This is a genomic window from Streptomonospora nanhaiensis, assembly GCF_026642255.1.
In the GTDB taxonomy this organism is placed as follows: domain Bacteria; phylum Actinomycetota; class Actinomycetes; order Streptosporangiales; family Streptosporangiaceae; genus Nocardiopsis; species Nocardiopsis tropica.
Window position 1 is genome coordinate 764,528 of record NZ_CP113264.1, and the last position, 19,142, is coordinate 783,669.

Genomic DNA, 19,142 nt, shown 5'->3' on the forward strand with positions numbered 1-19,142 from the left:
CGCTCTCAAGGATCGGAACGAACCGGGCCCCTCGCGGGCTCCGGGGCGGGACCAGCGCACGCGCGTCGCCGCGCCACTGTCCCGCCGAACCTCCCGAGGTCTTCGTCATGACCACCACCGATCCCTCCGTGCCCTCGAACGACGCGCTCCAGGCCGAACGCGACCGGCTCACCGCCGCCCGCGAGGCCCTGCGGCGGATGCGCGAGGAGGTCGCCGGCAGCGAACTCGTGCTGGGCGACGTCGTCAACGACAAGGTCACCAACGCGGCCCTCCGCCGCGGCCGCGAGCGGCGCCTCGCCGCCCTGGCCGAGGTGCCGGGCGCGCCCCTCTTCTTCGGCCGCCTCGACTTCGACCCCGGCACCGTCTTCTTCGACGACGACCCCGGCGGCGCCCCCGCCCCGGACGGCTCCGCCGACGCCGACCGCGTCCAGATCGGCCGCCGCCACATCCACGACAGGTCCGGGCGCCCCATGGTCCTGGACTGGCGCGCCCCGATCTGCGTCGCCTACTACCGGGCCTCGCCCCAGGACCGGATGTCCGTCCGGGTCCGGCGCCGCTACGGCTTCACCACCGTCACCCCGGGACCGGACGCCGAACCCGAGGCGCTGCTCACCGCCTTCGAGGACGAGGCGCTGACCGACGCCCCGCCCGAGGCCGGCCAGGGCGGGGGCGAACTCCTGAACGCGGAGATCGAGCGCCCCCGCACCGGCCCCATGCGCGACATCGTCGCCACCATCCAGCCCGAGCAGGACGACCTCGTCCGCGCACCGCTCGGCACCACCCTGTGCGTCCAGGGGGCGCCCGGCACCGGCAAGACCGCGGTGGGCCTGCACCGCATCGCCTTCCTCCTCTACACGGAGCGCGAACGGCTGTCCCGCAGCGGTGTGGCCATCATCGGGCCCAACCGCTCCTTCCTCTCCTACATCCACGACGTCCTGCCCGCGCTCGGCGAGGTCGACGTCCACCAGACCACCGTCACCGAGCTGCTCACCCGCGACCTGCCCGAGCGCTCCCGCCCCGCGGCCGGGTGGATCGGACGGGTCGAGGAGCCCGCCGCCGCCCGGGTCAAGGGCCGGGCGCGCATGGCCGAGGTCCTGCGCCGCGACCTGTGGTCCCACCTGCGCACCCCGGAGGAGGCCGTCATGGTCCGCCGCGGTTCGCGCCGCTGGCGCCTGTACCCGGAGGACCTGCGCCCGCTCCTGGACGAGCTCGCCGAGCGGGGCGTCGCCTACGGCTCCGGTCGGGAACTCCTCTCCCACCGCATCGCCCACGCCGTCCTGAGCCTCATGGAGGGCGAGGGGGAGGCGTGCGACGACCGCACCCACGCGCAGGTGCGCCGCGATCCGGCCGTGCGGTCCGCGGTCACCGCCATGTGGCCCAAGGCCGACCCGATCAAGCTCGTGCTCGGCCTGCTCACCGACCCCGAACGGCTCGCCCGTGCCGCCGACGGCCTCCTGAGCCCGGAGGAGCAGGCCGCCGTCCTCCTCCCGGGGCGGCCCCGCGGCCCCCGGAGCGCCCGCTGGTCGGAGGAGGACCTGGCACTCATCGACGAGGCCTCGGCCCTGATCGGGCGCCCCGCCGGTCTCGGCCACATCGTGGTGGACGAGGCGCAGGACCTGAGCCCGATGCAGTGCCGCGCCGTGGGCCGCCGGTGCGCCTCGGGCTCGCTCACGGTCCTCGGCGACATCGCCCAGGGCACCAGCCCCTCGGCCGCCGCGAACTGGTCCACGCTCCTGGAACACCTCGGCAAGCCCACCGGCCACCTCAGGGTCCTGGACCGGGGGTACCGCGTCCCGGCCCAGATCATCGACTTCGCGGCCCGGCTCCTGCCCGCCATCGCCCCCGGGCTCGGCGCCCCGGTGGCGGTGCGCCGCTCACCCGGGTCGCTCCGTGTCACCCCGGCGGCCGGAGGGCTGGCGGCGGCCGTGGCGGACGCGTGCCGCACCGCACTGGAGGGAGAGGGCTCCGTCGGCCTCATCGCCGCCGACGCCGGCCTCGCCGCGCTGAGGGCGGACCTCGCCGCCGAGGGCCTGCCCGTACCGCTGCTCGGGGAGGACGGCGCCGGGCTGGACGCGAGCCGCCTGGTGGCCGTGCCCGCGTCCCTCGCCAAGGGCCTGGAGTTCGACGCCGTCGTGGTCGCCGAGCCCGCCGCGGTGGTCGACGCGGAGGAACGGGGCGTGAACCGGCTCTACGTGGTGCTCACCCGGGCGGTCAGCACACTGCACGTGGTGCACGAGCGCCCCCTCCCGGAGGCGCTGCGCGACGCCGTCACGGGCTGAGGTCCGCGGGCCGGGCGGGCCCGGTGCGCCTCCACGGGCCGCGCAGGAGCCCCGCGGCGAGCAGCCACAGCGCGACCGTCACCAGGTGGGCGCGCTCCAGCAGGCCGGGGGCGGCGCCGGGGCCGTCCCCGGCCGCCGCCGCGTACACCCGGAAGGCCAGGACCAGGACGGCGACGGCGGCCACCGCCTGGAGCACCGCCACGACCGCGACGAGCGGCCACGCCCGGTCCCCGGCCCGGTACCGGTCCACCGCCAGCATCGCGACCCCGACCAGCGCGGCGAGGATGGCGACCAGGGCGAACACGCCCTGGGCCGCGGTCGTGCCGCCCGCCCCCTCCGCCAGCGACTCCGCCGCGCACGCCGCGTCGGTGGCCACCACGCACCGCCCGGGCAGCACCGCCGCCACCAGCGAGGCGGCGCCGAACACGGCCATGGACCACCACGAGACCGTGAGCCACGGGACGGTCTCCCGGGCTCCCATGGCCAGCCCCAGCGCGGCGGCGACCACCACCAGGATGGCGGCCACGCGGTGCGCGCTGTCCAGGAAGCGGCCGAAGGCCGCGTCCGGGTCCGCCAGCGCGCCCTGGGCGGCCGTCCCGCCGCCGGGGAGGACGACTTCCAGCGTCCACAGGCTGTAGGCGACGGCGGCCGCGACCGCGGCGACCCTGCCGTCCCTGGAGTCCCAGTGCAGCTGCCCGGAGTTTGGCATCGTGCCCCCTGCTCTCACGGTTGTCCCACCCGTCCCCCGGGCGGGACACACCGGCGAGGTCGCCGTCGAAACACCGCTGTCCTGGGACCCTACGCTTTTCGGGACCCGACGTCACCCAACTCGCGGCGGCACTGTTATCCGCGGTTGAGTGTTCACCCGGCATCATCGGGGGACACCGGCGGACACGCGGGATACGGGACGACCGACGAGAAGGGCGCACGCATGGACGGCGCATCCACGACGCGATGGGTGATCGTGGGGGTCGACGGCACGGAGTCCAGCCGCCACGCGCTGGAATGGTCGGCGCACCAGGCGGCGCTGCGGGGTCTCGGTCTGCGGATCGTCGCCGCCGCCGGGCCGGTGGCCTCGGCGGGCGTCTTCGGCGGGCACGGGTGGACCGATCGGGCGGAGCCCCCCGACGAGACCGACACGCAGAACACCGAGAAGCTGCTGGGGTACGCCGGCGACTGGGTCGGGCGGCTCTTCCCCGAACTCCGTGTGGAGACCCGCCTGTCGTACGCGCGCCCGGTGGAGGCGCTGCTGGCGGAGGCGGCCGCGGAGGGCGCCGTCGCCGTGGTCGTGGGGTCGCGCGGCCTGAGCGGGATCGTCGCGGCGTTCGTCGGTTCCGTGGGCATCGAACTGGCCGCCCGCTCGCCCGTCCCCGTGGTGGTGCTGCCCCGCGACCACGCCGCGGCGCACGGGGTGCGCGGCCGGGTGATCGTCGGCGTCGACGGGTCCGAACCCAGCAGGAGGGCGGCGCACTTCGCCTTCGGGCAGGCGGAGTTCGCCGGGGCCGAACTGGTCGCGGTGAGCGCCTGGCAGCCCCTGGTGGCGTTCGCCGCCGCGACCGGGCCGATCCCGCCGGAGCTGTTCGACGACGCGACCGCGGCGGAGGCGGCCCGCCAGGCACTGGAGGACGAGTTGGCGGACGCCCGCCTGAACCACCCGGGCGTGGCGGTGAGCACCCGGGTCGTGCGCGCGCACCCGGTGGTGGCCCTCCTGGAGGAGGCCACGCCCGCCGACCTCATCGTGGTGGGGTCGCGCGGACGCGGGGGGTTCCGGGGGCTGCTGCTCGGGTCGGTGAGCCACTCCGTCCTGCACGGCGCGCGCGGCCCGGTCGCGATCCTGCGGTGACCCCCGGGGGCGGACGCGCGCCGGGGCGCGGCCCTTCGTGAAGGGCGCGGTCCCGGCCGCGTAAAGGCGTTTCCGTCGGCTCGCTCCGGTGAAACGATTTCCGGTGGCCGAACAATCGCGGCCCCTATTCTGCGGATATCCGGCGGCCGGATCGAATGGGGAGGCCGGGCGGCCGGCACGGGACGCGGGAGCGGGGTCCGAAGGGGCCGGATCCGCGGCAGGGCCCGTGGTGCGGGAGGCGCCCGCACTGCCGGTGCCCGCGCCCGGGGCGCAGGTTTTTTCGCGCGAAGCCGCAGTTCAGCGGAGAGCCCGGGAAAAGGCTTCCTATTTTACTCGCGGGACAAGGTCCGCGTCGTCCATACTCTTTTCACTTGCAGTGGCCGCGCCGAACAGCAGAGCAGTCGAGAATCGACGGGGGAAGTCGTGAACGGTTCCGCGAAGGGCGTCCTCGCCGCCGGAATGGCCGTGTCATGGCTGCTCACCGGTTGCGGCGCCGGCGCCGCAACCGGTGAGGAGGAGCCCGCCGGGCCCGTCGCGGCGACCGGCACCCCCGAGGCGACCGAGTCGGAGGAGCAGAGGGCGGCACTGGTCGACGGCCAGGCCACCCTGTCCGCCGCCGACCACCCCGTGCTCGGCCTCCTGCTCACCGACGGCGGGGGCAACACGCTCTACCTGTTCACCGAGGACGAGGGGGCCGGCCCCACCTGCGTCGAGGAGTGCGCCGCACTGTGGGAGCCCCTGCGCACCGCGGCCGGGACCGAGGCCGTCCCGATGACCGCCGAGGGCGTGCGCCCCGAGCTGGTCGCGGCGGTTCCCCGGCTGGACGGGGCGCCCCAGGTCACCTACGCCGAGTGGCCGCTCTACACCTACACGGGCGACGCGGCGCCGGGTGAGGCCAACGGCCAGGGCGCCGACGGGGCCTGGTTCGCGCTGGACGTCTACGGCGGGACGATCACCATCCCCGCCGCGGCCCCCCAGGGCTGACCGCCCCCGCGCCGGACCGCCCCGGCGCTCCCGGACCCGACGCCCGCGCGCCTCGCGGCGTCCCCGCTTCCCGCTTCCCGCTCCCGGGCCCGACCCGGCCTCCGTGCGCCGCCCCGGCTGCCTCCGCGCGCCTCGCGGCGCTCTCCGACCGATCCCGCCTCCCCCCGCCCCCGACGCCTGCGCGACCGGGTCCGGCCGGTCCGGACGGCCTTCTCCGCCGCCCACCCCTCCCGTCCGCGTCCTGGGCGGACCGGCCCCGCGCGGCGGTCCGTGCGCGCCCACATGGGCGGATCCGCGATGGGTCCCGAGGCGCCCGCGCCACAGGTCTAGTGGCGGCCCCGGTACCCGGAGACCGGTATGTGACGAAGAGCACGGTGTGTCGGGAGCGAGGGGGCGGTCTCCGTCCCGACAGGGGAAACCGGCTCCCAGCTGTGTCGGAACGGAGAGCGAACGCGACGTTTCCTGCGCCTTGGTGGACCACCCGAATCCCTTGCTGTGCAGTGGAAACCGACTCTTCGGCATCACCGCTATAGACCATTGGCCTATACCAATTGGTCACTGCGGGGGGTCGTCGTTCATGATGCGAGAGATCTCGACTTTCGTAGAGGAGCCGCTGTGACTGCCGTGGGTATCGACGTGGGCGCCGCCCCGACCAAGCACGAGGAACTCGTCACCTGGGTCCGTGAGATCGCGGAACTCACCCGGCCGGACGAGGTCGTGTGGTGCGACGGCTCCGACGAGGAGTGGACCCGCCTGACCGACCAGCTGGTCGAGCAGGGCACCTTCACGCGCCTGAACCCCGAGAAACGCCCCAACAGCTTCTACTGCACCTCCGACCCCAGCGACGTCGCACGGGTCGAGGACCGTACCTACATCTGCTCCGAGCGCGAGCAGGACGCGGGCCCGACCAACAACTGGATCGCCCCCGACGAGATGCGCGCCACCTTCGGCGAGGTCTTCGCGGGCGCCATGCGCGGCCGCACCATGTACGTCGTCCCCTTCTGCATGGGCCCGCTGGGCGGCGACATCTCCCAGCTCGGCGTCGAGATCACCGACTCCCCGTACGTCGTCGTCTCCATGCGCATCATGGCCCGCATGGGCTCGGCCGCCCTGCGCCTCATCGAGGAGCGCGGCGAGTTCGTCAAGGCCGTCCACTCCGTCGGCGCCCCGCTGGAGCCCGGCCAGGAGGACGTCGCCTGGCCCTGCAACTCCACCAAGTACATCTCGCACTTCCCCGAGACCCGCGAGATCTGGTCCTACGGCTCCGGCTACGGCGGCAACGCCCTGCTCGGCAAGAAGTGCTACGCGCTGCGCATCGCCTCGGTGATGGCCCGCGACGAGGGCTGGCTCGCCGAGCACATGCTGATCCTCAAGGTCACCTCCCCCGAGGGCGCCTCGCACTACGTCGCCGCCGCCTTCCCGAGCGCCTGCGGCAAGACCAACCTCGCCATGCTCCAGCCGACCATCCCCGGCTGGAAGGTCGAGACCGTCGGCGACGACATCGCCTGGATGCGCTTCGACGCCCGGGGACGGCTGCGCGCCATCAACCCCGAGGCCGGCTTCTTCGGCGTCGCGCCCGGCACCGGCGCGAAGACCAACGCCAACGCCATCGACACGCTGTGGGGCAACAGCATCTTCACGAACGTCGCCCTGACCGACGACGGCGACGTGTGGTGGGAGGGCCTCACCGAGGAGGCGCCCGCCAACCTGACCGACTGGAAGGGCCGCCCCTGGACCCCGGACTCCGCCGAGCCCGCGGCCCACCCGAACTCCCGCTTCACCACCCCGGCGGGCCAGGCCCCGACCATCGCCGACGAGTGGGAGGACCCGGCCGGCGTGCCGATCTCGGCCATCCTCTTCGGAGGCCGCCGCGCCACCGCCGTGCCGCTGGTCAGCGAGTCCTTCGACTGGCAGCACGGCGTGTACCTGGGCGCCAACGTCTCCTCCGAGAAGACCGCGGCGGCCGAGGGCAAGGTCGGCGAGCTCCGCCGCGACCCGTTCGCCATGCTGCCCTTCTGCGGCTACAACATGGGCGACTACTTCGCCCACTGGCTGAAGGTCGGCGCCACGGCCGACCCGGCCGGGCTGCCGAGGATCTTCTACGTGAACTGGTTCCGCAAGGACGCCGACGGCCGCTTCGTGTGGCCCGGCTTCGGCGAGAACAGCCGCGTCGTCAAGTGGATCTTCGAGCGGCTGGAGGGCACGGCCGAGGCCGTGGAGACCCCGATCGGCTACCTGCCGACCGCCGACGGGATCGACACCGAGGGCCTGGACCTGTCCGACCGGGACCTGGAGTTCCTGCTCTCCGTCGACCGCGACGTGTGGAAGCAGGAGGCCGCCCTGGTGCCCGAGTTCTTCAAGACCTTCGGCGACCACCTGCCCGACGAGCTCTGGGACGAGTACCACGCCCTGCTGGCCCGACTGAACCGGTAGGCGTCCGAGCCGCCCCCTTCCGCGCACGGGGCCGGCGGTCGAGGGGGCGCGGGCGCCGCGGCGCCCGCGCCCCCTCGGCGTGTCCGGCCGTCCGCCCGCGCTGTTCTGCGGCGTGCTCCGGTACGCGACCGCCCGGAGGCGTCCCGGCCCAGGAGCCGGGCGGAGCCCGTGCACGGTCCCGGCGGGCCGTGATCCGCGCTGGTCACGGCGTCGGTGGACATACCGGGACGTTCTCTCTTTTCCCTGCAACGGGGAGGGGGCCGGTGCTAACGATGGGGTACCGACCCGCCCTCTCCCCCTTGGGAAACCCATGATGACCCTCGCACTCGTCCTTCTCCTCCTCTTCGCCATGGTGGGCGGCGCCGTGCTCGCCGCCCGGAGGTTCCGCGTCAGCGACGAGTCCTCGGGCGGCGCCGTCGGCGTCGTCATCGCCCCCTGCGCACTCGCGCTGTACCTCGTGGCGGCCGCCATGGGGGTGGTGATCGCCTGGGAGGACTACACGGCGGCGGAGGACGGCGTGGCCGCGGAGGCCGGTGCGGCCCAGGCGCTGTACTGGAGCACCACCGCCTTCCCCGAGGACGAGGCGGAGGTGGTGCGCGACCAGCTGCGCCACTACCTGACCACCGTCGTGGAGGAGGACTGGCCCCGGATGGAGCGGGACGGGGAGCTGAGCGCCGAGGGCGACGACGCCCTCGCCGTCCTGGCCGCGTCGGTCCGGGTGCTGTCGGTCTCCGACACGGGGGACGGCCTGGACCGGCTGACCGCCCGGCAGGAGATCACCAACCTCAGCGACGCGCGCATCGAGCGCGGCAACGCGGCGGGGGACGGGGTCCCGTCCATCCTGCTCGTCATCGCGGCGGTCTCCGCCGTGGCCCTCGCGGTCCTGCCGTTCGTCATGATCGAGCGGGGGGCGAAGGTGGCCTACTTCTGGGCGTCGGTGAACCTCGTGTTCGTGTTCGCCACGACCCTGCTGCTCTTCTACCTGGGCACCCCGTTCACCGAGGTCCTGGCCAACGATCCCGAGGGGATCGAGGCGGCGCTGGCCGCCTTCGACCTGGCCGACGACGCGATCGGCGCGCGCTAGCCGTCCGCCCGTGGCCCCGCTCCCTTCACCGTGATCTTGTACTTATAGCGAGGTTGGACGCCGAGAACGTCTATAAGTACAAGATCATCGGGGGCGGGGCCTGTCTCCCGCACGCCACCAGGCCGCAGACCCGGGGCGGGCCCCGCCCGCCGGGGCGGCCCGCTCAGGCGGACGCGCGCGCGGCGGCGCGGCCCCCGCCCGCGGCGGCGGCGACCGCCACGACGGCCACGATCACCATGGTCCGCAGGGGTGTGAAGGCGCCGCCGGAGTCCTGGGCCGAGACCGCGGAGGTGTCCGCGAGGACCTCCTCGCGGGCGGCCTCGACCGCCTCGGGCCCGTCCTGCGGATCCGCCGGATCCGCGGGGTCGGCCGGATCCGCCGGGTCCGCCGCGGGCGCCCCGGAGGGCTCCGCCGCCGCGGGCTCCTGCTCCCGCGGCCCCGGGGCGGGCTCCCCGGGGGGCGCGGCCCCGCCGGGCGGCTCCTCCTCCGGTTCCTCCGGGGGCGGCGGCTCCTCCGGCCGCTCGGGCTCCTCCGGGACCGGGGGGACCTCGGGTTCGGGCGGGGGAGGGGGCGGGTCGTAGGGCGGGCACGCGGGGGCCTCGCCGTGGTGGACCAACACCCGCACGCCGTTGGCGCACACCAGGACGTACGATCCCGCCCGGACCTCCACCAGGGCGCCGGGGGCGTTGACGCTCACCCCCGACGGGCCGACGTCGACGGAGGCGCCTCCGCCGTGCACGCCCACCCCCGAGGGGCCCGCGTCCACGGAGGGGTTCTCCTCGCCGGCGAGGGAGGGGGTCGCGCCGCAGGCGAACAGCAGCGCGCTCGCCGCGAGCAGGGAGGGAAGGGCGTGACGGGAGGCAAACACGTTACTCCTCGTGGCGCGATCAGGTCATGGAGTGATCGTACGGGGTCGGCGCCGACCCCGCCCACGAAACCGCGGGTTCAGGGGGAGTGCAGCCGCAGCACCGCGTGCTCGGCCCAGTCGGGGGGACGCGTCAGCCCGGACACGGCCATCATCGTCCCGAACGCCAGCGGTATGGTCCACGCCGCGGGCTGGGCCAGCAGCACCGTCACCCACCCGGCGGGGGTCGTGAACAGGATCGACCAGCCGACCGCGCCCGTCGCGGTCACCGCCCCCACGGCCAGCCCGGACGCCGCCCCGGCCAGTGTGAGCCGCCGCCACCAGATCCCCAGCACCAGCAGCGGGCAGAACGTCGACGCCGCCACCGTGAACGCCCACACCACGAGCACGTTGATGTCGATCATCTGCGCGGGCAGCGCGAGCAGCACCGCCACACCGGCGCCGACCACCACGGCCAGCCGCAGCCTGGGCACGCTCCCCTGGAACAGGTCGTGCGACAGCCCGCCCGCGAGGGCCAGCAGGAGCCCCGAGGAGGTGGACAGGAACGCGCCGAAGGCCCCCGCCGCGACCAGGGCCGTCAGCACCGTCCCCACCGATCCCGGCACCGCCTGGGCGGGCAGCACCACCGCGACCGTGTCGGTCCCCTGGAGCAGGACCAGCTGCGGGGTGAGCACCCGGCCGAGCAGGCCGTACACCATCGGGAACAGGTAGAACAGTCCGAGCAGGGCGATCACGCCCACCGCCACGCGCCGCGCCGTGCGCGCCGTGGGGCTGGTGTGGAAGCGCATGATGACGTGCGGCAGGCCCATGCAGCCGAACGTGATCGCCAGCAGCGTCGACCACGTCTCGAAGAGCGGGTAGCCCCCCACGTCCAGGAGCGGGGTGCTCCACCGCTCGCTGCCCAGCTCGGGGAGTCCGTCGGGGTGCGGGATCGTCGCGCCCTCGGGGAAGACGTACTCGGTGCCCTGCCCGACCGTGTGCTCCCCCGCGGAGAGCTCCACCCCGTCGCCCGAGGGGGTCGTCACCGTCACGGGCTCGTCCAGGCTGAAGTCGGTGTCCACGGTGAACTCCACCGGGGTCGCCTCCGGGAAGTGGGTGCCCCACTCGGGGTTGAGCGCCTCCGCCCGGGTCTCCGGGCCGGCGTGCACCACCAGGTAGATCGCGGGGACGGCGATGAACGCGAGTTTGACGACGTAGTGGAAGGCCTGCACGTAGGTGGCCGAGCGCATGCCGCCCGCGGCGATCGAGCCGCTCACCACCACCCCCGCGAGCAGCACGCCCACCCAGTAGGGCGTTCCGCTGACCAGGCTCAGCACCACCCCCGCCCCCTTGAACTGGGGGACCAGGTACAACAGCATGATCACCAGGACGACCAGCCCGCACAGCTTGCGCAGGCGCGGCGCGCCCAGCCTGTACTCGGCGAAGTCCGGCACGGTGAACGCCCCCGACCTGCGCATCGGACCGGCCACGAGCGCCACGACCGCGACGTACCCCGCCGCGAACCCGACCGCGTACCACATGGTGCCCAGGCCGTTCTTGAGCAGCAGGCCGGAGAGCCCCAGCACGGACGCGGCGGACAGGTACTCGCCGGCGATCGCGAGCGCGTTCCAGTTGGGGGAGACGCGGCGGGAGGCCACCAGGAAGTCGGAGGTCGAGCGGGCGGCGCGCACCCCGTAGACACCGATGACCAGGCTCGTCACCAGGACGAGGCCTATCGCCAGGACGGAGGTCACCGCTTCCGTCCCGGGTCCTCGTCCCGCCTCGGCGCCTCCCGTGCCGCACGCCGCTCGACGCGCTCGGCGGAGCGGACGTGCCACAGCGCCAGGCCGAACAGCAGCGGGTAGATCCCCGCGGCCAGGAGCAGCCACGACAGCGGCACGCCCCCCAGCCGGACGTGGCCGAGCACGGGGAAGGCGGCGAAGGCGCCGCTCACCCCGAACAGCAGGACCGTCAGCAGGGCCACGGTGCGCACGGCGGTCCGCCGCTGGGCGTGGAACAGCTTCCGGGCCGCCTCGGTGTCCACCGGGCCGGGGATCGGCAGGAGGTGCTGGGCGGGCCGGTTGCCCCGGGCGAGCGCGATCCGGGTCTGCGGGCTGGTCAGCTTCTCACGGCGCGGGCTCATGGCTCCTGCCGGTGGGGCTGGTCGTGCTCACCGTCCCTGGACCGCGACACCGCCGCGCCCTGCGCGTTCGCCGAGCGGCCGAGCTGGTCGCGCCGGGCCGCCTCCAGCAGCTGGGCCCGGAGGTGGCGGCCGTGGCGGCGGCTCACGGGGACGTCACCGGCGGGGGTCCCGGCGACCAGGCCGGACGAGGAGGTCACCCGCAGGTCCCGCACCCACGGGATGGCGACGAGGAACCCCCGGTGGACGCGGACGAACCCCGCCGACTCCCACACCTCCTCCAGGTAGGACAGGGAGAGGCGGATGAGGTGGGTGCCGTCGGAGGTGTGGAGCCGGACGTAGTCGCCCTGGGCCTCCACGAACTGCACGTCGTCGCGTTTGACGAACACCGTGCGCCGCCCCGTGTCGATCTGCACCACGTGGAGGTCCTCCGCGGGGGGCGCGGCCCCGGCGGGCCGGCGCAGCTGGGCTATGCGGCCCACGGCCTCGGCCAGGCGCTCGGGGCGGATCGGTTTGAGCAGGTAGTCCACGGCCCCGATGCCGAACGCCTCCACGGCGTGGGTCTCGGAGGCGGTCACGAACACGATGGAGGGCGGTTCGGACAGCACGCTCAGCACGCGCGCCACGTCCATGCCGTTCAGTCCGGGCATGAGGATGTCCAGGAACGCGGCGTCGATCGTGGTCGTCCCCAGCAGCCGCACGGCGGCGGCCCCGTTGTCGGCCGCGTGGACCTCGGCGACCTCGGGCATGTCGGCCAGCAGCGACGCCATCTCCTGGCGGGTGGACGCCTCGTCCTCGACGACCAGCACCCGCAGCTCGGGCTTCACTGGGCGACCACCCCCCGGGTGAACCTCGGTACGCGCACGGTCACCTTCGTCCCCTCCCCAGGCGCGGTCTCGATCACCAGACCGTACTCGGGTCCGTAGACGGCCCGCAGCCGCTGGTCGACGTTGGCCAGCCCGACGCTGCGCGACTCGGGCCCGGTCCCCGCCAGCAGGGAGCGGGCCAGGTCCGGGTGCATGCCCACCCCGTCGTCCTCGATCTCGATCACGCACAGCGGTCCCTCGCCGAACCCGGAGACGCTGATGTGCCCCGTGCCCTCCTTGCGCTCCAGCCCGTGCCGGATCGCGTTCTCCACGATCGGCTGCACCACCAGGAAGGGGATCGCCACGGGCAGCACCTCGGGCGCCATGCGCACGGTGATGTCCAGGCGGTCGTGGAAGCGGGCCCGCTGGAGTTCGAGGTAGGTCTGGGTGGCCTCCAGCTCGTCGGAGACGGTCGCGTAGTCGCCCTTCTCGGAGAAGCCGTAGCGCAGGTAGTCGGCGAAGTCCGACAGCAGGTGGCGCGCCCGGTCGGGGTCGGTGCGCACCAGCGCGGCGATCACCGCGAGGGCGTTGTGCACGAAGTGGGGGGAGATCTGGGCGCGGAGCGTGCGCAGGTCGGCGGCGGCGATCCGGTCGCGGGTGCGGCGCAGCGCCGCGTGGTCGAGGGCGTCGGACACCAGCGCCGCGGCGGCCTCGACGTCGGCCTCCGCGGGGCGGCCGGACACGACCAGGGCCCCCGCCAGCTCGTCGGCCACGGTCAGGGGAACCGCGCACACGGAGGCCCCCTCCGGGAGGCGCCTGCGGGCGTTGCCGCCGTACTCGAAGACCTGGGCGAGCAGCCCCGCCACGTCATCGGCGTCGAACCGGGCGCCGTGGGAGGCGACCGGCCCGTCGAGGTCGGCGAGGACGACGCCGTCGGCGGCGAGGAGGCGGGACAGCCTCCGGGCGGCGGAGAAGACGCCCCTCCCGTGCAGCCCGTCCTGGAGGTCGACGCTGAGGGCGTGGACCTGGCGCATCAGATCGACGCCCGCCCTCTGCTCCGACGGCGCGGGGCGCCGTCGGGAGGGGGATATCCGCGACAGCCACCGGTACGACACGGACTGACCATATCCCAGCAAAATGTGTCAACGCTCACGTGTCGGGGGTCACCTTTCCTGATTCTGCCAGGGCCGACCGGGTGCTCGCCCCGCGGGCGCGCCTCGGGCCCGCCACCCGGTGAGGGGTGACGGGCCCGGGACGGGAGGACTCGGGGCGGCGGCCGGACCGGGGACGGGAGGGGCCCCGGCGGGAGTGAGTCGACGGCCGCCCGAGTCCGGTGGCGGGCGGTGTGCCGCTCGGTCTAGTGGTCGGAGGCCTTCTCCGCGCCCGCGCCGGACAGGGCACGGACCTGGAGCTGGGCGAACTTCGCGAAGTCCTGCTCCTTGGAGGTCAGTGTGCCGACGACGGCGCACAGGAGGCCCAGAGGCACGGAGAACAGTGCCGGGTTGGGCATCGGGAACCAGGCGAAGTCCATGGTGGGGATCAGGGCGGTCTCGGAGCCGGACACGACCGGCGAGAAGAACACCAGGCCCACCGCGCTGATCAGGCCGCCGTAGATGCCGGCGATCGCACCGCGGGTGTTGAACCGCTTCCAGAACAGGCTGAGCAGGATCGTCGGCAGGTTGGCCGAGGCGGCGATGGCGAAGGCCAGGGCCACCAGGAAGGCCACGTTGAGGCCCTGGGCGAACACCGCCAGGACGACCGCGACGAGGCCGATGCCCGCGGCGGACAGCCGCGCGACCCGGACCTCCTCGTTGTCGGTCGCCTTCCCCTTGCGCAGGACCGAGTTGTAGAAGTCGTGCGCGAGGGAGGAGGACGAGGCGATGACCAGGCCGGCGACCGTGGACAGGATCGTCGCGAACGCGACCGAGGCGATGAGCGCGAGCAGGATCGCCCCCACCATCTCGCCGCCGAACCGCTCTCCGACGGCCTGGGCGAGCTGGGGCGCCGCCGCGTTGCCCGCCGCGTCCTGCGTGGTGATGGCCTCGTGGCCGACGATCGCCGCCGCACCGAAGCCCAGGACCAGGGTGAACAGGTAGAAGGTGCCGATGAGGCCGATCGCCCAGTTCACGGACTTACGGGCCGTCATGGAGTCGGGCACCGTGTAGAAGCGGATGAGGATGTGCGGCAGGCCGGCCGTGCCCAGGACCAGGGCCATGCCCAGGCTGACCAGGTCGAGCTTGTTCCACATGGTCTGGAGCGCGTCGCCCGGGACCTCCACGCCGTAGCGCAGGCCGGGTTCCAGGAACGCCGCGCCCCGGCCGCTGGCCTCGGCCGCGTCGTTCATCAGGGAGCCGAAGTTGAACCCGTAGATCGACAGGGTCAGCAGGACCAGCAGGGCGGCGCCGGTCATCAGCATGATGGCCTTGATGATCTGGACCCAGGTGGTGCCCTTCATGCCGCCGAAGGACACGTAGATCGTCATCAGCATGCCGACCACGACGATGCCGACGATCTTGGCGGTCTCACCCGACATGCCGAGGTAGGTCTCCCCGGGCTGGATGCCCATGAGCAGGGAGATCAGCGCGCCCGCGCCGACCATCTGCGCGAGGAGGTAGAAGATCGACACGGTGACCGTGGAGACGGCCGCGGCGGTCCGCACCGGGCGCTGCTGCATCCGGTAGGAGAGCACGTCGCCCATGGTGTAGCGGCCGGAGTTGCGCAGCAGTTCGGCGACCAGGAGCAGTGCCACCAGCCAGGCGACGAGGAAGCCGATGGAGTACAGGAAGCCGTCGTACCCGAACAGGGCGATCATGCCCGCGATGCCCAGGAAGGACGCGGCGGACATGTAGTCGCCCGCGATCGCGAAGCCGTTCTGGACGGCGCTGAAGCCGCGGCCCCCGGAGTGGAAGTCGGTGGCGCTGTGGGTGCGGCGGCTGGCCCACACGGTGATGTAGAGCGTCGCCGCGATGATGACGCTGAACAGGCCGATGGTGATCGCGCGGCTGCTGTCGCTGACCGCGGCGGTGTCGGCGAGGTACTGGACGCTGTCGAGGTTCACTTGCCGGTCCCCCCGTCACCGTTCTCCAGGGCCTCGCGCACGACGGCCGCGGCGGTGTCGAGCCGCTTGCGCGAGTAGGACGAGTAGAGGATGGCGATGCCGAAGGTCGTCACGAACTGGAGCACGCCGAAGACCAGTGCGAGGTTGACGTTCCCGAAGAGCTGCGTGCTCATGAGGTCGCGTGCGAACGCCGTCATGAACACGTACAGCAGGTACCAGGCCATGAACGCCAGGCTCATCGGGAAGATGAAGCTGTACAGGCTCTTCTTCAGAGTCTGGAACCGGGGGTCGCTGTGCATGGCGATGACGGCCGCCTCCGACAGCTGCTCTTCCGGGGATCCCTCCCCGGGCCCCGGGGGCGGGGTGGGCGGTTCTGGTGGGCGTTGTGTGGCCATGCTGGGTCGTACCTCCGGGGGATGGCGGGAACGGCCGCGCTGCCGGGAGCGCGCTTCCTTCGTGTGATCTGTATTACTCGGCACTGTAAGGAGTGGCACTCCGACCAAGGAGGGGGCGCGCCCGCGTGCGCGCCGAACGCGGGGGCGGAGCGTCGAACGGTCGCCCACCGTGCGACGAACGGTCGCGGCACGGGACGAACGGTCGCCGGACGGCCGGACACCGGTCCACCCGGGTCGGTGCGCCGGTCCGGTCCCCCACCCCGCGTGGTCCGGCCCCGCGCGGCGGGCGGTCCGCCCGGAGGGGGCGCGGCGGGGGCCGGGGCCGGCGCGCTGCCGGGCGGACCGGCCGGAGACGCCGCCGGTGCGGCGTGAGCGGGCGGGGCCGCACCCACGTGCGGTGGCGTACCTCTCCAGCGGCCCCGGAAGCCCGGCCCGCGCCCCCGGGTTGTAGGTTGCGAGGCATCACCGCCCGCGCGGCCCCGCCGCGCCGGCGCGATCCGTGAGACCCCGGACGAGGTGCGCCGTACCCGGTACGACAAGACGGCGCGTTCCTGCACGCACGTCATGGAGGTACGGGTCGATGGCCTGGGTTGTACTGGTGATCTCCGGTCTTCTGGAAACCGCGTGGGCGGCGGCGCTCCACGCCTCGCAGGGGTTCACGCGCCTGTGGCCGACGGTGGCCTTCGGCGCCGCCCTGACGCTGAGCATGGCCGGGCTGGCGTACGCGCTGCGGACCATCCCCCTGGGGACGGGCTACGCCGTCTGGGTGTCGATCGGCGTGGTCGGCACCGCGCTGGTCGGCATGTTCTTCCTGGGCGAGGGCTTCAGCCCGCTCAAGGGGCTCTGCCTGGTCCTCATCGTCGCCGGCGTGGTCGGGCTCAAGGTCCTGCACTGAGCCGGGCCGCCGGTCGGCGGGGGACCGGGACGGCGCGGACACGGGTCCGTTGCTCCGGTGCCCGGCCCGCGCCGTACGCCCGCCCGGGCACGGGGTCCGGCCGGGCGGTACTCCTGGTGCTCATGGGACGGCCTGTCCGATGCGGCGCGGGACGCCGCACCGGGCAGGCCGTGTCCGTCAGGACGGGGCGGTCGGGGGACGGCGCCGGGAGGCCCGACGCCTGTTGAGGTGCTCCGCGTGCTCCATGTACCGCTCGACCAGCTCGGCCGCCACCGGGTTGTGCCCGCGGACGCGCAGCAGCCAGTGCGGCGCGATCCTCTCGTGCAGCCACAGGAACCCGATGGTGAAGCCGAAGCTGAGCATCGCCTGGAGGGTCAGGAACGACAGCAGGGGCTCCCGGAGCACGGTGTCGTTCCCGAACACCAGTGCCACGGCGTAGGAGTCGAACAGGCGGGCGAGGGGGAAGCCCACCAGCCAGTACAGCGCGAGGGGGGCCACCGCGCCGACCGAGAACACGCCTCGGGCGAGCAGCACGCAGTACCCGGCCCCGAGCAGCGCGAGGGGGAGGCCGAGCGCCGCCCCCACCGTGGTGTTGAGCAGCGCGGGCAGGCCGGCCAACGCGCCGACGCCCGCGGCGAACAGCCCGGCGACGAGGCCGATCGCCGCCCCGGGCACCGCGACCTCGGCGTGGTGGAGGAGGGCGCCGGACGTTCTGGGGGAGACCTGGACGCCCATCAGTCCACCACGACCCCGAAGGCGAACAGCGAGTAGAAGAGCGCGCCGAGGTAGAACAGCGCGGCGAAGGCGATGACGGCGTTGGAGACGATGCCCGGCCGGATCGGCTTGGGCAGGGTGAGGTTGTTGACCAGCAGCAGCACCACGCAGTACGCGCCCATCGCGAACGCCGACAGGAACGCGAGCACGTCCAGGATCGCCGCGGGCCCGTCGGCGGGGCCGAAGAGCAGGACGAGGATGCCGAAGACGATCAGGCCCCACAGGAACATGGCGTACAGCTTCGAGACGCCGATCTTCTTGGCGCCCGGCACGAAGTTGTAGGTCATGTCGGCCTGGCCGCGCGAGAAGGAGTCGAACAGGCCCAGCGTGGCGTTGAGCCCGATGAGGGCGATGAAGCAGAAGAAGACGGTCCCCAGGACCGGGCTCCCCGCGGCGGAGAAGGAGCTGGCCATGGCGTCCAGGGAGGCGTCGCGGTCACCGGCCCGGATGAGGTCGGCCACGTTCGGGTCGAAACGGGCGGAGGCCTGGGCCAGGACGGTGAAGGAGATCGTCACCAGCATGGTGATGCCCCAGAACAGCACCATGGCGTCGAAGGTGACCCAGCGCCGCCAGCCCTTCCACTTCGCCATCTCCGCGGGGTCGGAGGTGTCGAACATGAAGCCGCGCGAGGGCATGGTCTCCTGTTCGCCGGAGTGCCGGAGCCCCCGGATCTGCGGGATGTGCGCGCCCATGCCGGCGCCCTTGTCGCGCAGGTGCAGGGTGTACCACATCTGCTGCATGCCGGAGGGTCCGGCGAAGGCGACGGAGCCGACGATGATCGGGAACCAGGCGGCCGTCATCGCCTCGGGCGGGAAGTAGCCGAACGCGAACATGCCGCTGATGGTGGAGGTGAGGTCGGAGAGGTTGCCGACCATCGCCGCGACCACGGACGTCCCGACGACCAGGAGGCCGATGCAGATGGAGAGCACGCTCTCCAACAGGTTGTAGATGACCTTCGCCAGCGTGAACACCACGCCGACGAGGAGCATCCCCGCGACCGCGGTCATCTGCCAGGGGATGCCGGTCACCCGCTCGAACGCGGAGGCGCCCGCGGAGAGGTGTCCCGGCCAGATGTAGACCAGGATCGCTGTGAGGAAGAAGAACCACATCAGCGGTTTGAACACGCGTGCCGCGCCGTAGAAGATGCTCTCGCCGGTCGCCATCGCGTAGCGCGACATCTCCAGCATGACCACGGCCTGCAGGGAGACGCCGACCAGGAACAGCCAGCGGATCTCGGGGCCGAACACGAGGACCAGCCTCGGCCACATGTAGGACTCGCCCATGCCGACGCCGAGGGCGACGAGGAACACGGTGGGCCCGAGGATGTGGATCGAGGGGGGAGCCTTCGGGAGGGGGCGGATGGGCATCGGCTCCAGCCGGCCCGCCTTCCACACGCGCTCCTCCTGCGGGGGAGCGCCACCGGCGGTGGTGGCCGTGGAGGACGTGTCGGACTCGACGGTGCTCGGCTGCCGCTGGGCGGGGACGAAGGGGATCTGCGAGTCGGTGGGGGACTTGTCGGCGGAACCCGGGGTACCGCCGGTCTCGGGGCGTGAGGAATCCATGGGTGGAACTCCCTGTGTGGGATGTGCGGATGCGAGCTGCTTGCT

16 protein-coding genes and 1 riboswitch are annotated in these 19,142 nt (G+C 73.3%); of the genes, 6 read left to right on the forward strand and 10 right to left on the reverse strand.

Going from position 1 to position 19,142, the window contains the following annotated elements; all coding sequences use genetic code 11:
- Window positions 1-107 precede the first annotated feature (107 nt).
- Window positions 108-2,279, forward strand: a complete 2,172-nt coding sequence (locus tag OUQ99_RS03500; protein WP_267947981.1) for a HelD family protein — start codon at window positions 108-110, stop codon at window positions 2,277-2,279.
- Here the strand turns inward: OUQ99_RS03500 and OUQ99_RS03505 are convergent.
- The gene (locus OUQ99_RS03505; protein ID WP_267947982.1) at window positions 2,269-2,988 is read right to left on the reverse strand and encodes a DUF998 domain-containing protein; all 720 of its coding nucleotides are present in this window, start codon (window positions 2,986-2,988) and stop codon (window positions 2,269-2,271) included. The two genes, OUQ99_RS03500 and OUQ99_RS03505, sit on opposite strands and share 11 nt — an antisense overlap.
- 222 nt (window positions 2,989-3,210) lie before the next feature.
- On the opposite strand from OUQ99_RS03505, the gene OUQ99_RS03510 reads away from it, so the two are divergent.
- From OUQ99_RS03510 to OUQ99_RS03525, 4 genes are all read left to right on the forward strand, one after another.
- On the forward strand, window positions 3,211-4,122 hold the full coding sequence (locus tag OUQ99_RS03510) for a universal stress protein (RefSeq protein ID WP_267947983.1): 912 nt from the start codon (window positions 3,211-3,213) through the stop codon (window positions 4,120-4,122).
- Window positions 4,123-4,545: 423 nt separating this feature from the next.
- Window positions 4,546-5,106 carry a COG4315 family predicted lipoprotein gene (locus OUQ99_RS03515; protein ID WP_267947984.1) on the forward strand — a complete coding sequence of 187 codons (561 nt, stop codon included), beginning with the start codon at window positions 4,546-4,548 and terminating at the stop codon, window positions 5,104-5,106.
- A gap of 624 nt (window positions 5,107-5,730) precedes the next feature.
- Window positions 5,731-7,539, forward strand: a complete 1,809-nt coding sequence (locus OUQ99_RS03520) for a phosphoenolpyruvate carboxykinase (GTP) (RefSeq protein ID WP_267950235.1) — start codon at window positions 5,731-5,733, stop codon at window positions 7,537-7,539.
- 310 nt (window positions 7,540-7,849) lie between these two features.
- Window positions 7,850-8,623 carry a DUF4239 domain-containing protein gene (locus OUQ99_RS03525; protein WP_267947985.1) on the forward strand — a complete coding sequence of 258 codons (774 nt, stop codon included), beginning with the start codon at window positions 7,850-7,852 and terminating at the stop codon, window positions 8,621-8,623.
- A 163-nt stretch (window positions 8,624-8,786) separates the two neighbouring features.
- Here the strand turns inward: OUQ99_RS03525 and OUQ99_RS03530 are convergent, their stop codons facing one another.
- The 7 genes from OUQ99_RS03530 to OUQ99_RS03560 form a co-directional block, all read right to left on the reverse strand.
- Window positions 8,787-9,491, reverse strand: a complete 705-nt coding sequence (locus OUQ99_RS03530; protein WP_267947986.1) for a hypothetical protein — start codon at window positions 9,489-9,491, stop codon at window positions 8,787-8,789.
- A 77-nt stretch (window positions 9,492-9,568) separates the two neighbouring features.
- A complete protein-coding gene (locus OUQ99_RS03535) occupies window positions 9,569-11,221 on the reverse strand; it encodes a cation acetate symporter (protein WP_267947987.1) in 1,653 nt (550 codons plus the stop codon).
- A complete protein-coding gene (locus OUQ99_RS03540) occupies window positions 11,218-11,610 on the reverse strand; it encodes a hypothetical protein (protein WP_267947988.1) in 393 nt (130 codons plus the stop codon). The genes OUQ99_RS03535 and OUQ99_RS03540 overlap by 4 nt, the downstream gene beginning before the upstream one ends.
- Window positions 11,607-12,434, reverse strand: coding sequence for a LytR/AlgR family response regulator transcription factor (locus tag OUQ99_RS03545; protein WP_267947989.1), 828 nt, complete (start codon window positions 12,432-12,434; stop codon window positions 11,607-11,609). Before OUQ99_RS03545 ends, OUQ99_RS03540 begins: the two co-directional genes overlap by 4 nt.
- On the reverse strand, window positions 12,431-13,447 hold the full coding sequence (locus OUQ99_RS03550; protein WP_267950236.1) for a sensor histidine kinase: 1,017 nt from the start codon (window positions 13,445-13,447) through the stop codon (window positions 12,431-12,433). The genes OUQ99_RS03545 and OUQ99_RS03550 overlap by 4 nt, the downstream gene beginning before the upstream one ends.
- A 323-nt stretch (window positions 13,448-13,770) precedes the next feature.
- Window positions 13,771-15,471 (reverse strand): solute symporter family protein, encoded by a 1,701-nt coding sequence (locus tag OUQ99_RS03555; RefSeq protein ID WP_267947990.1) that lies wholly within the window; start codon window positions 15,469-15,471, stop codon window positions 13,771-13,773.
- Window positions 15,468-15,866, reverse strand: coding sequence for a DUF485 domain-containing protein (locus tag OUQ99_RS03560; protein ID WP_267947991.1), 399 nt, complete (start codon window positions 15,864-15,866; stop codon window positions 15,468-15,470). The genes OUQ99_RS03555 and OUQ99_RS03560 overlap by 4 nt, the downstream gene beginning before the upstream one ends.
- A 486-nt stretch (window positions 15,867-16,352) precedes the next feature.
- Window positions 16,353-16,416, forward strand: a riboswitch (guanidine-III (ykkC-III) riboswitch).
- A 30-nt stretch (window positions 16,417-16,446) separates the two neighbouring features.
- Here OUQ99_RS03560 and OUQ99_RS03565 point away from each other — a divergent pair.
- Window positions 16,447-16,761 (forward strand): DMT family transporter, encoded by a 315-nt coding sequence (locus OUQ99_RS03565; protein ID WP_267947992.1) that lies wholly within the window; start codon window positions 16,447-16,449, stop codon window positions 16,759-16,761.
- Window positions 16,762-16,938: 177 nt separating this feature from the next.
- On the opposite strand, the gene OUQ99_RS03570 is transcribed toward OUQ99_RS03565, so the two are convergent.
- Together OUQ99_RS03570 and OUQ99_RS03575 are read right to left on the reverse strand one after the other, a co-directional pair.
- On the reverse strand, window positions 16,939-17,496 hold the full coding sequence (locus OUQ99_RS03570; RefSeq protein WP_267947993.1) for a hypothetical protein: 558 nt from the start codon (window positions 17,494-17,496) through the stop codon (window positions 16,939-16,941).
- Window positions 17,496-19,097 (reverse strand): Nramp family divalent metal transporter, encoded by a 1,602-nt coding sequence (locus tag OUQ99_RS03575; protein ID WP_267947994.1) that lies wholly within the window; start codon window positions 19,095-19,097, stop codon window positions 17,496-17,498. The genes OUQ99_RS03570 and OUQ99_RS03575 overlap by 1 nt, the downstream gene beginning before the upstream one ends.
- Window positions 19,098-19,142: the final 45 nt, after the last annotated feature.

Coding starts and splice junctions, on each gene's coding strand:
- OUQ99_RS03560 (WP_267947991.1), bottom strand. CDS start 15,866: ATGGCCACACAACGCCCACCAGAACCGCCCACCCCGCCCCCGGGGCCC.
- OUQ99_RS03540 (WP_267947988.1), bottom strand. CDS start 11,610: ATGAGCCCGCGCCGTGAGAAGCTGACCAGCCCGCAGACCCGGATCGCG.
- OUQ99_RS03505 (WP_267947982.1), bottom strand. CDS start 2,988: ATGCCAAACTCCGGGCAGCTGCACTGGGACTCCAGGGACGGCAGGGTC.
- OUQ99_RS03525 (WP_267947985.1), top strand. CDS start 7,850: ATGATGACCCTCGCACTCGTCCTTCTCCTCCTCTTCGCCATGGTGGGC.
- OUQ99_RS03510 (WP_267947983.1), top strand. CDS start 3,211: ATGGACGGCGCATCCACGACGCGATGGGTGATCGTGGGGGTCGACGGC.
- OUQ99_RS03500 (WP_267947981.1), top strand. CDS start 108: ATGACCACCACCGATCCCTCCGTGCCCTCGAACGACGCGCTCCAGGCC.
- OUQ99_RS03570 (WP_267947993.1), bottom strand. CDS start 17,496: ATGGGCGTCCAGGTCTCCCCCAGAACGTCCGGCGCCCTCCTCCACCAC.
- OUQ99_RS03550 (WP_267950236.1), bottom strand. CDS start 13,447: ATGCGCCAGGTCCACGCCCTCAGCGTCGACCTCCAGGACGGGCTGCAC.
- OUQ99_RS03575 (WP_267947994.1), bottom strand. CDS start 19,097: ATGGATTCCTCACGCCCCGAGACCGGCGGTACCCCGGGTTCCGCCGAC.
- OUQ99_RS03565 (WP_267947992.1), top strand. CDS start 16,447: ATGGCCTGGGTTGTACTGGTGATCTCCGGTCTTCTGGAAACCGCGTGG.